Source organism: Arcobacter denitrificans (SeqCode) (assembly GCF_048571185.1).
GTDB classification, from domain to species: Bacteria; Campylobacterota; Campylobacteria; order Campylobacterales; family Arcobacteraceae; genus Arcobacter; species Arcobacter denitrificans.
In genome coordinates, this window is record NZ_CP182350.1 from 1383568 (window position 1) to 1397099 (window position 13532).

The following is a 13532-nucleotide window of genomic DNA, read 5'->3' on the forward strand; positions in this document are numbered from 1 at the left end:
CTAAAAGGGGATTAAAAACCTATCTTATAAGTTATCTTTTAAGTATAAGTAGTCAGACATTTTAGTCCATTCTCTAGCTTTCTTTTGATAAGCAGCTTGTGAATCTAAAATCTCTTTTAATAAAGGTTGACCTTTAGTTTTCTCAACTAACAACTCTTTATTAGCTTTTTTCATAGCATCCATAACTGATTTTGGAAAAGTTTTGATTTTGATATTTGGATAATCTTTTTCAATTTTTGACCAAGCATTAGCACTCATGTGATAATTTTGGATATACATATCATATGCACTAACTCTCATAGCAGTAACTAAGATTTGTTGTAAATCAGCTGGTAACTTTTTGAATTTTCTTTCATTAACTAAGAATTGTAATTCAGTACCTGGCTCATGCCAACCTGTATAGTAATAAGGTGCAATTTTATTGAATCCCATGTTGATATCCATTCCTGGCCCAACCCATTCTAATGCATCAATTGTACCTCTTTCTAGTGATGTATATAACTCACCAGATGCGATATTTGTAACTGTAAGACCTAATCTTGCCATAACTTCTCCAGCAAAACCTGGAATTCTCATTTTAAGACCTTTTAAGTCATCAACAGAGTTAATCTCTTTTCTAAACCATCCACCCATTTGGTTTCCTGTGTTTCCACCAGGGAAAGATAGTACTTTATGTTTAGAATAAGCTTTTTTCATAAGTTCCATTCCACCACCGTAGTAGAACCATGCATATTGCTCAGGAGCAGTCATACCAAAAGGCATAGTTGTAAAAGGCATAGTATTTATGTCTTTACCTTTCCAGTAATATGATGCAGAGTGACCCATATCATATTGACCACCTTTAACCATATCTAAAATACCTAATGCAGCTTTATGCTTATTAGAAGCATCCACTCTAATAAGTAATCTTCCGTTAGACATTTTTTCTACTAATTTAGCCATATTTTGCGGTGCATCAATAAATGGTGATAAAGTAGGTCCCCAAGTTGTTGCCAACTTCCATTTATATACTTTTTCAGCAGCCATTGAAGCAGTACTTAGACCTGCAAGCAATGCAGATGCTACAAGAAGTTTAGTTGTTTTACCAAACATATTCATATATTCTCCTTTTTTATTTGTTCATTTAAATTGTAACTTGCAAATATGATAATGGAATGATATTTTTATTATATATGTAAAAATTATGTTTAATTTTAGATTTTAAATATATATCCTGTATCAACTACAGTTTGAATATACTCTTTAATTAAGATTTTTCTAACTCTTCTTATTAGGCTTCTTATTGACTCCAAAGAGACAAAGTTACCTTCCCATACGTAGTTTTCTATAGTAGCATAGGAAATTACTGCATTTTTTTTAGTTAAAAATAGATTTATGAGTAGTCTCTCTTTTTTTGTAAGTCGTATCTCTTGATTATCTATTTTTAATAAAGATGATTTAAAATCAAAAAAACAATCTTTGTCAAACTCTATAATATCATTTGTGATTTTACAAAGTTTTTCAATTTTTATCTCTAGTTCATCTATAAAAAAAGGTTTTTTCAAATAATCATTACAACCAAAATCATAAGACTCTTTTATAATATCAAGTTCAACTGTAGAACTAATAATTATAACTGGCACCTCTTCATTATATTCTCTGATTTTTTTTAATATTTTTATGCCATCAACATTTGGAACATTTATATCTAGCAAAAAGCAGTTGTATCCATTACTTAGTGCGTCATAAGCTTTTTTCCCATCATTAAAAGAATCAACTCTATATCCTTTTAATCCAAGCCTCTTACTTATGGTCTGATTTAGTTTCTCATTATCTTCTAATAGTAAAATTTTCATAATCAAACCTTTTTATTTATGGGAATTTTTATAGTAAAAACTACATTGTTTTCATTATTTTTTACAAAAATTTGCCCTTGCATTTTATCTTCAATAATTACTTTTGCCATATAAAGCCCTATTCCTGTTCCCTCTTCTTTTGTTGTGAAGTAAGGATCAAAAATAGAGTGAATTATTGTTTCATCTATTTCACCAGCATTGTCAATTATCTCTATAGTATTATAGCTACTATTTTTATAAACATTAACTGTAATCTTACTCTTGTTTTCTAACCTTTTTTCTACAATTTTATTTTTTGCATTGTTTATTAGGTTTAATAAGACTTGTTTAAACTCATTTTTATATCCAAATATAATAAAATCATCAAAGTTTTCTTGGTAGTTTATCTCAACTTTTATATTGCAATAAAAGAGTTGCTTACTTACAATTTCTAAAATATCATTAAAAGATTGTTTTATAGAGAACTCAATTTTTGTTGTTGAGGGTTTTAAAAAGTTTCTAAAATCACTTAATGTTTGTGACATATATTGAATTTGAACCATGGAGTTTTTTACAAAACTCTCTACATCTTGGGTTTGTAACTCTTCAAGCATATGTGAGGTTTGTATATCTTGAACTAAGGCTGATAATTCAACTAATGGTTCATTCCATTGATGGGCAATAGCTGCAACCATATCTCCCATTTCTGCTAATTTTGATTGTTGAATTAAGAATTGTTTTTGTTGAACTCTTTCAGTAATATTATCCATTATACAAACAATACCACCTATTTCTCCATCTATATTTTCATATGCCGCTTTATTTAAAATGAAATATTTCATTTGCAAGTTAGAGAAGTGTAGAGCTATTTCTGAAGTATCAGTTATCTGCTCTTTTAATATTTTTGCATCTATTGCAACATTTTTCTTAGCAATATCTTTTGGAAAGAAGTCAAAAGCTGTTTTTCCAATAACTTCTTTTTTTGTGACATTAAAAAGTTTTGCAAAGGCCAAATTACAAGCTATAAATTTACCGTCTCTATTTTTATAATAGATTGCGTTTGGAATAGTATCTAGTAAAACTTTTTCAAATTTTAGTTGATTGGAGAGGTCATTTTCAAGTTTTTTCCTTCTTTGAATATTTGCCTTCATTGTTACAACCATAACACTAAGAATAAAAATGATAAGAATAGAAATAACTACAAACTTCGTGTGTTGTCTATATACAGAGTTTGGTTCATTGATTATTTCATAATTTTCTACTACGTCCTCTATGGATATATCAAATCTTTTTAATTCATTATAATCAAATATATACCTATTGGGAGATTTTTCTAATATGGGTATCTCTTTTATATCTTTACCATTTAAAACTTGTAGCGCCATATTTGCAACACTATTTCCTTGTGCTGTTGCAGAGGTTAGTAAACCTCCAACAATCCCATAATTTAAATAAAAATCCCATAATCCATAAATAGGATTTTTACTTACGTCTCTTATTTGTTTAAATCCTCTTTTATAAGTGAAATATTTTCCTGTTGTATCTTTAAATAGTAGTAAGAAAAGCATTACATCATTTTTATCCAAATGTTTAACTTTATTTTTTAGGTTCTCAATGTCAAGTTGGTCAATATATTCTATATTTAACGTGTCTTTATATTTTTTAATTATTGGACGTAAATCTCTTTTTATAGCATGTCCTGTTTTTGATTTATCATTTATAATGATTAAATTCTTCATTTTTGGATGCAAACTTCTAATTAATCTAAAATTATTTTCTAAATCAACTTGTTCAACTACTCCAGAGGTGTGATTTCTCATATTATTTTCATCTAACAAAGCTTTGTCAAAATTATTGATTCCGCAAAAAAGAACGGGGATATCTTTAAATAGATATTCATGATATCTTATGACAAATTCAAAGGCATTATTATCGCTTGCAATGACTAAGTCAAATTTTCTATTTGAGAGTTGTTCTTTATATAAATTTGCTAACTTATCTAAATAAATTGGGTCAAGAATTCTTTTTGTATCCATGTACATAGTAGTGAGTTCGATATTTTGGTGAGATGCAAATTTATCTTCAATTGCTTTTGAGATATCATCGCTCCACTTATACCCTTTGTGGTAAGAGTGGAGGAGTAAGACTTCTTTATTATTATCTTGTGCGTTAGATAATGTAATAAAGATAATAAAATAGAGTAATAAAAATTTCTTCATAATGCTTGATTATATCATTATTCTACAAAAATAATATATCCAGACTTTGGACCATGAGCTCCTATTACAAGTGATTGTTCTATATCAGCAGTTTTTGAAGGACCAGAAACAAATACTCCATAGCCACTATCTTCAAACTCTATTTTTGAATATGCTTCGTGCATATTGTTTACAATATCATTTTTATTTACGACTATAATGATATTTTGAGCTATAAAATAAAGACTTCTGTGTCTGTTATTTTCATCTTTTAACCAAACTGCACCATTTTCAGCAACAGCAAAGTTTCCTTTTACAATTGCCAAATCTATATCTTTTAAATGGTGGGCATCATCTTCTTTGTTTGCATCAAAATTGCTCAATGAACAGTAATCTACATTTGAATAAATAATTGTTAAGTCATCATATAGATTATTAATTGTTTCATCCAATTTATCTTTTGTAGTAACTATTGAGTCTCCACCTACTGTTTTAATCACTTCTGTAAACTTCTCTAGCTTGTTTTCAAAAGTTATTCCAAAATCATCATACTCAGGAAGGATTGCATCTTTTACTACATTATTTGATTTAATAGCATTTAATATCTCTTCTTTACTTGACATTATGAATCCTTTCTTTGTTTATATAACTCTTTGAAAGAGTTCTTTGGCATCTTTGGAATATCTCTTTGTTTTCCCCAAACATTTGTTTTTGAGTAGATAATTGAATCGGGTAGCATTGGGATTATTTTTCTCATAATTTTCCCACCAAGAGTAAATATTCTTGGATGATCCATAACCCAAGATGTTATTTTCATAGCCATTGCTTTTTTAGTCTCTATTAAATGTTTTTTAGCCATATCTTGTCTATGGGCATAAAGTTGAGAATCTAAATCAATTTTTACAGGACATACATTAGTACATGAAGAACAAAGTGTACACGCAAAAGGTAAAGACTTATGCTCTTTTGCATTTCTAAATGCTCCTAATGTAGAACCAATAGGTCCAGGAATAACATATTTATAAGAGTGTCCTCCACTTCTTCTATATATTGGACAAGTATTCATACAAGCACCACATCTAATACAATTAAGTGCTTTTTGATAAGTCTCATCAGCTAAAAATGGAGTTCTTTTATTATCCACTATTACAATATGCATCTCTCCACCTTCAATTGGCGCATGAAAATGTGAAGTGTAAGAAGTAATAGCTTGACCAGTTGCACTTCTTGCTAATAGTCTTGTAAATACAGATAAATCTTTAAGTCTTGGAATGATTTTTTCTATTCCCATTGAAGCAATATGAAGTTTAGGAACACTTGCTCCCATATCTGCATTTCCTTCATTTGTACAAACAACTACTCCACCTGTTTCACTTATAGCAAAGTTTACTCCAGTAAGTCCTGCTTGTGCACTTAGAAAATCTTCTCTTAAACTAGCACGTGCAGCACGTGTTAAATAAGTCGGATCATCATTTCCTTTTTCAGTACCTAAATGCTCATGGAAAGTATCACTTACATCAGATTTTTTTAAATGAATGGCAGGTAATACTATGTGAGAAGGTGGCTCATTTCTTAGTTGAACAATTCTTTCACCTAAATCTGTATCAATAACTTCTATTCCTCTATTTTCTAAGTAAGGGTTTAAGTGACACTCTTCTGTTAGCATTGATTTAGATTTTACAAGTTTTGTAACGTTTTTAGAAGATAAAATCTCATGTACTATTTTATTATGCTCTTGGGCATCTTTTGCCCAATGAACTTTTATACCTTTTTTTATGGCATTTTTTTCAAACTCTTCTAAATAATAATCAAGCTTGTGCATAGTATGAGTTTTTATACTATTTGCATATTCTCTTAGTTTTTCCCATTCTGGAATACCTTTACTTGCAACATCTCTTTTTTCTCTTACAAACCATAATGCCTTATCATGCCAATGCATTCTTTCGTCATTGGCTACAAATTTTGCTGCTTCTTTTGGGTGACTCATGATGTTTCTCCTAAAAGTATCTCACTTATATGCATAACTTTAATTGGATTTTTATCTCTATTTATTATTCCCTGCATGTGCATTAGACATGACATATCTGCTCCTGTCATAACTTCTACATTTGAATCCATGTGGTCTTTTATTCTATCTTTTCCCATGGCAACTGATATTGCTTCTTCTGTTACACAAAAAGTACCACCAAAACCACAACACTCATCATCTCTGTTTAATTTAACTATTTCTATTCCTTCAACAAGAGATAATAGATTTTTTAATTTGTTAAATGGTGTTATATTAAGCTCACTTGCACTTCCAAGTTTTAAAACTCTATGTCCATGACATGAGTTATGAACCCCAACTTTAAAATTAAATGTAGAGTCTATTTTATCAATTTTTGCAATATCATGTAAAAACTCTGTAATTTCATATATTGATGTTTTGATTTTGTTGTAATCTTTATTATCATTAAAAAAAGGCTCATAATGCTCTTTTACCATAGTCACACAAGAACCGCTAGGTGCAACCACATAATCATAATCTTTAAAAGTATTTACAAATCTGTGTGCTAGTTTTTCTATATCTTGGCTACAACCTGAGTTTGCCATAGGTTGTCCACAGCAAGTCTGTTCCAAGGGATATTCAACATTAAAATTCAATTTTTCTAAAAGCTTTAGTGTTGCCATTGAGGCTTCAGGGTAAAGCTCATTCATAAAGCAAGGTATAAATAGTCCTATTCTCATAAAAACTCCTCTTTTGATGAGCTTATTTTATATTTTAAGTATGAGATATTTATGATATTTTAGTTTTTTAAGTATATTGAGACATCATTTTCTAAATAATTTTCTTCTATTTTTAGATTTTTTGTTAAAGTCTTACAATAAGATAAGACATCTTCAATCTTTACTTTTGTTAAGGGGTCATTTTTTAAAAAGTTAAATATGAAACCTTTTTTAGAAGCATTAAAGCATTTGTTTATAAATTGAAAAATTTCATATTTATCTAAAATATTTAAAGCACCACTACATATATAATAGTCTGCACTTTCTAATTCATCATATAGGATATTTTTAATGTGAAAATTAGTATCTAAAAACCTTTTGCTAGCTAGTTCTATCATCTGTTTTTCACAATCTATTCCTGTATATGATTTTGGTTTTAAATTATTATCAAATAGATAATTATAATATTCCCCAAATCCGCAACCTGCATCAATTACAGAAGAGTTTTTAATATCTTCTTTAATAAATTGAGTAAGTATCTCAAATCTCATATATTGAGTGAATTCAGAGTTCCAATGTACCCCTTTTGCACTTATTCCATATTTTTTTATAGATTTTTTATAAAAAGTAGTGTTGTCTTTTTGAGCCATTTAATCTATTTGTTCTATTATTACTTTGTTTTCTTTTAAAAATGTAGAAACAATATCTGAGTCTGTATGCTCATAAGCTCTTTGGAAAACAATTCTTGCAATTCCTGCTGCTATTAAGTTTTTTGAACATTCACTACAAGGCTCTAATGTAACATAAATTGTTGCACCTTCTATACTTATACCTCTTCTTGCTGCCCAAATTATTGCATTCATTTCTGCGTGTATTTCGTAGGTTTTTGACCAATCATGGTGATCTTTTGTATATTCTCCACCCCAATAATCATTACAGTTTTTAAATCCAGCTGGTGTTCCGTTATATCCAGTAGATAAAATTCTTCCATCTTTTACGATAACTGCACCCACTTGTTTTGATACACATTTTGAAGCACTAGCTATTTCATTTGCAATATTTATAAAATTTTTATCACTTATCATTCTTTATCCTAGACTTTTTTCATATCTCTTAAAATCTTCAATTTTTGCTCAAAATTAACTATTTTTTTGTAAATTTTGTTAAAAATGTATAAATTATGCCAAAAATTGTTAATTTTTATTAATTTTTGATTTATGACATTTTTATAGTTATTTGTGTATTATACCTTAAAATTTTCAAAAAAAAGGCTAGAGATGGAATTTAAAGATATAAAAGAATTAATTAGAGTTTTTGATAAAAGTGACTTAAATAAATTAAAAATCAAAGATAGTGAGTTTGAAATTAGTATGCAAACAGGTTTTGATGGTGGAACAGTTGTCTCACAATCAGCACCTGTTGCTCAAACTATTCAATCAGCACCTGCAGCACCAACACCTGTAGCTGCACCTGCTACAGAAACGGCTGCACCTTCTGCTGTTAGTGGTGATACAATTAACTCTCCAATGATTGGAACTTTTTATGCTTCACCATCTCCTGAATCAGCAGCATTTGTAAAAGTAGGAGATACTGTAAAAGCTGGACAAGCATTATGTATTTTAGAAGCTATGAAAATAATGAATGAGGTTGAGGCAGAATTTGATTGTAAGATTGTTAAGATATTAGTTGAAGATTCTAGTCCAGTTGAATACGATATGCCACTTTTTGTTGTAGAAAAATTATAAGAAAGATAAAAAATGGCAGAAATAAAAAAAATCTTAATAGCTAATAGGGGTGAAATTGTTCAAAGAGCAGTTCGAACTATTAGAGAGATGGGTAAAAAATCAGTTGCAGTTTATAGTGCAGGAGATAAAGAAGCATCATATTTAAAACATGCTGATGAAGCTGTTTGCATAGGTGGTGCTAGGTCCAATGAGTCTTATTTAAATATTCCTGCAATTATCACTGCTGCTGAAATGACAGGTTGTGATGCAATTTTCCCAGGATATGGATTTTTATCTGAAAATCAAGATTTTGTAGAAATTTGTAGATTACATAATATTAAATTTATTGGTCCATCTGTTGAAGTTATGGAAAAGATGGCTGATAAGTCAAAAGCAAAAGAAGAGATGATAAGAGCAGGTGTTCCTGTTGTTCCTGGTTCTGAAGGTGCTGTTCATAGTGTAGAACAAGGTAGAACTGTAGCTCGAGAAATTGGTTACCCAATCATGGCAAAAGCATCTGCTGGTGGTGGTGGAAGAGGAATGAGACTTATTGAATCAGAAGATAAGTTTGATCAACTTTTCACTGCAGCTTCAAGTGAAGCACTAGCGGCTTTTGGTGATGGTACTATGTATTTAGAGAGATTTATCAATAATCCAAGACATATTGAAGTTCAAGTTGTAGGTGACTCTCATGGAAATGCTATACATATTGGTGAGAGAGATTGTTCTTTACAAAGAAGACATCAAAAAGTTATAGAAGAATCACCTGCAATTTTATTAAATGATGAAACAAGAGCCAAGCTTCATGATGTTGCTGTGAAAGCTACTAAGTACTTAGAGTATGAAGGTGCTGGAACTTTTGAATTTTTAGCAGATGATAAACAAAATATCTATTTTATGGAAATGAATACTAGACTTCAAGTTGAGCATCCCGTTTCAGAAATGGTATCTGGAATTGATATTGTTGAACTTATGATTAAAGTTGCAGAGGGAGATGTTCTTCCTCCTCAAGATAAAATCAAATTTAGAGGTCATGCTATAGAGTGTAGAATTACAGCTGAAGATCCAAATACATTTTTACCAAGTCCTGGAAAAATAACACAATGGATGGTTCCTGGTGGAAGAAATGTAAGAGTTGATTCTCATATATATACAAACTATGTTGTCCCTCCTTATTATGATTCTATGATTGGAAAACTTATTGTTTGGGGAAGAGATAGAGAAAAAGCTATCAATATTATGAAAAGAGCTTTAAATGAGTTTGAAGTTTATGGAATAAGAACAACAATTCCTTTTCATATCAAAATGATGGGAAATAAAGATTTTATCTCAAATAACTACGATACCAAATACCTAGAAAACTATAAAGGTTTAGGTGACATTTAACAAAAGAGCATAAAACTCTTTTGTTAAAGCTTAAACTAATACATTTTTATGTATAATCCGGCAAATATACACAAATATATACTTATTACTCACTCATTTAGTTACTGTACACTTTTATAACTAAACTGTTTTATCAAGTTTTAAACTTTTAGTTTTAAATATATACGTGTATATAAAATACACAAAGGTAACACATGACTTTTAAAGACTTTAATTTTAAAGCAAATTTACAAAAATCAATTGATGATGCGGGGTTTAAAGAACCTAGTCCAATCCAAAAAGATGCTATTCCTGTAGTTTTATCAGGAAAAGATATGGTTGGTCAAGCACAAACAGGAACTGGAAAAACAGCAGCATTTGGTCTTCCAATGATAAATATGATGAAGGGTGGTTCTGGCGTTGAAGCTGTAGTTATTGTTCCAACAAGAGAACTTGCAATGCAAGTATCTGATGAATTATTTAGATTTGGTAAAAATTCAGGAATGAATACAGCAACTGTTTATGGTGGACAATCATATAATATGCAGTTAAGAAATATTGATAGAGCATCAATTATAGTTGCAACACCAGGTAGATTGATTGATTTATTAAAAGGTAAAAAGATTGATATCAAACCATCTTTTGTAGTTTTAGATGAAGCTGATGAGATGCTAGATATGGGATTTTTAGATGATATTAAAGAGATCTTTACTTTCTTACCAAAAGAGAGACAAACATTACTTTTCTCAGCAACAATGCCTCCAGCAATTAAAAAACTTGCACAAAATATTCTAAAAGAGCCTGAGTTTATCACTGTTACAAAAGCAGAAATGACTAACTCTAAAATTACGCAAAGCTTTTATGTAGTGGATGAATATGAGAGAGATGATGCACTGATTAGACTTTATGATTTTAAAAGCCCTGACAAATCAATTATTTTTTGTAGAACAAAAAAAGAGGTTGATAGACTATCGACTTTTTTAGTTTCTCAAGGACATATGGCTAAGGGACTTCATGGAGATATGGAGCAAAGACAAAGAGAAGAAGTAATTAGATCTTTTAAAAAAGGTACATTAGATGTTCTTATTGCTACAGATGTTGCTGCAAGAGGACTAGATGTAAATGATGTATCTCACGTATTTAATTATCATTTACCATTTGATTCAGAATCTTATGTACATAGAATCGGAAGAACAGGAAGAGCGGGGAAAGAGGGTGTTGCTATTTCAATTGTTACTCCTCATGAGTTTAGAATGATTCAAAAGATTCAACATGTAACTGGTGGAAAGATGGAAGCAAAAGTTGTTCCAAATATTGATTCAGTTAAAGAGAAAAAAACAACTACTTTAAGAAGTAAGATTTCTGAACAAAAAGTTTTTGATTCTGGAATTGCTATTGTTGAGAGTTTAAAAGAAGAGTTTGATTTATCAACTATTGCATTTAAATTAGCTTCAATTTTATCAGATTCAACTTTTGTAAAAGGTAATAACTATATTGGTAAATCAGAAATTGATATTAAAAAACTTTTTGAAAGATTAAAAGATGATAAGGGCGGTGACTCTAGAGGTAGAGGTCGTGGTGGATACCGAGGTGGAAACCGAAATAGAAATGGTGGCGGTGGAAATCGAAACCGAAATAGAAGTGGTGGAAGAGGAAGAAGAGATTAATCTCTTTCTTCTTTGTAGTATTTCTTAGCTACTTTTTTGGCTTTTTTAAATGCTTCTCGTGTATTTTTTCCAATACCTCTAAACACTCCATCTTTTCCAAAAAACTCTACAATCTCAAGTTTTCCTGTTTTCATATCTATAACTCTAAATATATCAAATCTATTTTTCACTTTAGATACATCAGGAAATTCATTTTCTGTTAATATTCTAATAGACATATTCTTTCCTTTCTCTATAAATTATTACTATTATATATATTAAAATTTAAAAAGAGCTTAAATTTATCTTTATTAAAGAATTATAATACAAATTTTGGAATTTTGATGGAATAAGTTATAGAGTTTTATTATATTTTACTACTAAAGAGTATAAAAGTTTAAGCTTTTATTAAGAATTATATAAATTAAATGTGGCTAATATCCTACACTTAAAAAATTACAAAACAGTTACAAAGGTGTATTTTGGATTTTAACACGATAAAAAGTATGGATGAAGCACGGGATAAATCTCTACCAGGATTTGCAAAACTATCATTAGTATTATTATTTTTAGTGATTGTATTTTTGTGGAGTTATGCTTCACATGAGTCTTTACCAAATAATAGCTTTTTGATTATTGGTGCAGTTTTTGGTGCCTATATGGCAATAAATATAGGTGCAAATGACGTTGCGAATAATGTAGGTCCTGCAGTTGGTGCTAAAGCGATGACTTTAATGTGGGCAATAGTCATTGCAGCTATATTTGAAGCAGCTGGTGCATTTATTGCAGGGGGAGATGTTGTTAAAACTATCAAAAAAGGAATTATTGATCCTGCTTTAATTTCTGATCCTCAAATATTTGTATGGGCAATGGCTGCTGCTTTATTATCAGCTGCATTATGGCTAAACTTTGCAACTTCAATTGGAGCACCTGTTTCAACGACTCACTCTATTGTAGGTGGTGTTATGGGAGCTGGTATAGCAGCTGCTGGATTTGCAATTGTTTCATGGTCAACTATGGGAAAAATCGCTGCTTCTTGGGTGATCTCTCCAGTATTAGGTGGACTTATTGCTGCCTCCTTTTTATATTTTATTAAAAAGAATATTATGTTTAAAGAAGAAAAAATTGAATCAGCCAAAAAGTTTGTACCTTTATTGATTGGCTTTATGACTTGGGCATTTTCTACATATATTATTTTAAAAGGTATTAAGCACCTTATTAAAGTTAATTTTTTAACTGCTGCTCTTGCAGGTCTAATTATTGCTATTATTCTTTATTTCTTTATTAAACCTATGATTGCTAAAAAAGCTGATAAACTAACTAGCAGTAGAAAAGATGTTAATACTCTATTTAACATTCCTTTAATATTTGCTGCTGCTCTTCTATCATTTGCACATGGTGCAAATGATGTTGCAAATGCAATTGGTCCTTTAGCTGCTATTAATGATGCAGTTACAAATGCTGCTATTTCATCAAAAGTTGGAATTCCATTTTGGGTTATGGCTGTTGGTGCAGTAGGTATTGCAATTGGGCTTGCTTTATACGGCCCTAGGCTTATCAAAACTGTTGGATCAGAGATTACTGAGCTAGATCAAGTTAGAGCTTTCTCGATAGCTATGGCTGCTGCTATTACTGTTATTATTGCTTCTCAGCTTGGACTTCCTGTCTCTTCTACTCATATTGCAGTTGGTGGTGTATTTGGTGTTGGATTTTTAAGAGAGTGGTTAGATTCATCTGAAGAGAAGTTTTTAAAAGATATTAGAGATAAATTTAAAAAAGATAAAAAAGAGTTAGACAAATATCAAAATGAACTTTCAGATATTACTGCAACTGAATCTAAATCTAAATCTGACTATAAAAGAATTGTGGAATTATATAATTTAATTGATGAAAAAGATGAAAAAGTAAGGTTAGAAAAAAAAGAACTTAAATCTGCAAAACGTATTAAATATGTTAAAAGAGATGCTGTTAAGAAAATCGTTGCTGCATGGATCATTACTGTTCCTGCTGCTGCATTTTTATCTGCTGCAATATTTTTTATGATTAGAGGAATTATGCTTTAGTGGCATAATTTTTCTT

13 protein-coding genes are annotated in these 13532 nt (G+C 30.1%); 4 read left to right on the top strand and 9 right to left on the bottom strand.

Annotation, left to right across the window (positions count from 1 at the left end; translation table 11 throughout):
* Positions 1 to 24 precede the first annotated feature (24 nt).
* From ACNI28_RS06930 to ACNI28_RS06965, 8 genes are all read right to left on the bottom strand, one after another.
* Entirely contained in the window at positions 25 to 1098 is a 1074-nt protein-coding gene (locus tag ACNI28_RS06930; RefSeq protein WP_419763543.1) for a TRAP transporter substrate-binding protein, read from the bottom strand.
* Between the two features lie 95 nt (positions 1099 to 1193).
* Entirely contained in the window at positions 1194 to 1835 is a 642-nt protein-coding gene (locus ACNI28_RS06935) for a response regulator transcription factor (RefSeq protein WP_419763544.1), read from the bottom strand.
* A 2-nt stretch (positions 1836 to 1837) separates the two neighbouring features.
* Entirely contained in the window at positions 1838 to 4033 is a 2196-nt protein-coding gene (locus tag ACNI28_RS06940; protein WP_419763545.1) for a sensor histidine kinase, read from the bottom strand.
* Positions 4034 to 4050: 17 nt separating this feature from the next.
* Positions 4051 to 4635: a LutC/YkgG family protein gene (locus tag ACNI28_RS06945; protein WP_419763546.1), complete on the bottom strand. Its 585-nt coding sequence runs from the start codon at positions 4633 to 4635 to the stop codon at positions 4051 to 4053.
* On the bottom strand, positions 4635 to 5999 hold the full coding sequence (locus ACNI28_RS06950) for a lactate utilization protein B (protein ID WP_419763547.1): 1365 nt from the start codon (positions 5997 to 5999) through the stop codon (positions 4635 to 4637). The genes ACNI28_RS06945 and ACNI28_RS06950 overlap by 1 nt, the downstream gene beginning before the upstream one ends.
* Positions 5996 to 6739, bottom strand: a complete 744-nt coding sequence (locus ACNI28_RS06955) for a (Fe-S)-binding protein (RefSeq protein ID WP_419763548.1) — start codon at positions 6737 to 6739, stop codon at positions 5996 to 5998. Before ACNI28_RS06955 ends, ACNI28_RS06950 begins: the two co-directional genes overlap by 4 nt.
* A gap of 59 nt (positions 6740 to 6798) precedes the next feature.
* Complete coding sequence (locus ACNI28_RS06960; RefSeq protein ID WP_419763549.1) at positions 6799 to 7368, bottom strand: class I SAM-dependent methyltransferase; 570 nt, start codon at positions 7366 to 7368, stop codon at positions 6799 to 6801.
* Positions 7369 to 7803 carry a deoxycytidylate deaminase gene (locus ACNI28_RS06965; RefSeq protein WP_419763550.1) on the bottom strand — a complete coding sequence of 145 codons (435 nt, stop codon included), beginning with the start codon at positions 7801 to 7803 and terminating at the stop codon, positions 7369 to 7371. It lies immediately after the preceding gene.
* Between the two features lie 192 nt (positions 7804 to 7995).
* On the opposite strand from ACNI28_RS06965, the gene accB reads away from it, so the two are divergent.
* From accB to ACNI28_RS06980, 3 genes are all read left to right on the top strand, one after another.
* On the top strand, positions 7996 to 8463 hold the full coding sequence (gene accB, locus ACNI28_RS06970) for an acetyl-CoA carboxylase biotin carboxyl carrier protein (RefSeq protein WP_419763551.1): 468 nt from the start codon (positions 7996 to 7998) through the stop codon (positions 8461 to 8463).
* 12 nt (positions 8464 to 8475) lie between these two features.
* Positions 8476 to 9828, top strand: coding sequence for an acetyl-CoA carboxylase biotin carboxylase subunit (locus ACNI28_RS06975; RefSeq protein ID WP_419763552.1), 1353 nt, complete (start codon positions 8476 to 8478; stop codon positions 9826 to 9828).
* A gap of 194 nt (positions 9829 to 10022) precedes the next feature.
* Complete coding sequence (locus tag ACNI28_RS06980) at positions 10023 to 11474, top strand: DEAD/DEAH box helicase (protein WP_419763553.1); 1452 nt, start codon at positions 10023 to 10025, stop codon at positions 11472 to 11474.
* Here ACNI28_RS06980 and ACNI28_RS06985 read toward each other — a convergent pair.
* Positions 11471 to 11692: a hypothetical protein gene (locus ACNI28_RS06985; RefSeq protein ID WP_419763554.1), complete on the bottom strand. Its 222-nt coding sequence runs from the start codon at positions 11690 to 11692 to the stop codon at positions 11471 to 11473. The two genes, ACNI28_RS06980 and ACNI28_RS06985, sit on opposite strands and share 4 nt — an antisense overlap.
* 243 nt (positions 11693 to 11935) lie before the next feature.
* On the opposite strand from ACNI28_RS06985, the gene ACNI28_RS06990 reads away from it, so the two are divergent.
* A complete protein-coding gene (locus ACNI28_RS06990) occupies positions 11936 to 13516 on the top strand; it encodes an inorganic phosphate transporter (protein WP_419763555.1) in 1581 nt (526 codons plus the stop codon).
* The last annotated feature ends 16 nt before the right edge of the window (positions 13517 to 13532 follow it).

Bases quoted from the DNA above. Each gene is read 5' to 3' on its own strand.
- ACNI28_RS06930 (WP_419763543.1), bottom strand. From the start codon at position 1,098: ATGAATATGTTTGGTAAAACAACTAAACTTCTTGTAGCATCTGCATTG.
- ACNI28_RS06935 (WP_419763544.1), bottom strand. From the start codon at position 1,835: ATGAAAATTTTACTATTAGAAGATAATGAGAAACTAAATCAGACCATA.
- ACNI28_RS06955 (WP_419763548.1), bottom strand. From the start codon at position 6,739: ATGAGAATAGGACTATTTATACCTTGCTTTATGAATGAGCTTTACCCT.
- ACNI28_RS06975 (WP_419763552.1), top strand. From the start codon at position 8,476: ATGGCAGAAATAAAAAAAATCTTAATAGCTAATAGGGGTGAAATTGTT.
- accB (WP_419763551.1), top strand. From the start codon at position 7,996: ATGGAATTTAAAGATATAAAAGAATTAATTAGAGTTTTTGATAAAAGT.
- ACNI28_RS06985 (WP_419763554.1), bottom strand. From the start codon at position 11,692: ATGTCTATTAGAATATTAACAGAAAATGAATTTCCTGATGTATCTAAA.
- ACNI28_RS06960 (WP_419763549.1), bottom strand. From the start codon at position 7,368: ATGGCTCAAAAAGACAACACTACTTTTTATAAAAAATCTATAAAAAAA.
- ACNI28_RS06945 (WP_419763546.1), bottom strand. From the start codon at position 4,635: ATGTCAAGTAAAGAAGAGATATTAAATGCTATTAAATCAAATAATGTA.
- ACNI28_RS06980 (WP_419763553.1), top strand. From the start codon at position 10,023: ATGACTTTTAAAGACTTTAATTTTAAAGCAAATTTACAAAAATCAATT.
- ACNI28_RS06940 (WP_419763545.1), bottom strand. From the start codon at position 4,033: ATGAAGAAATTTTTATTACTCTATTTTATTATCTTTATTACATTATCT.
- ACNI28_RS06950 (WP_419763547.1), bottom strand. From the start codon at position 5,999: ATGAGTCACCCAAAAGAAGCAGCAAAATTTGTAGCCAATGACGAAAGA.
- ACNI28_RS06965 (WP_419763550.1), bottom strand. From the start codon at position 7,803: ATGATAAGTGATAAAAATTTTATAAATATTGCAAATGAAATAGCTAGT.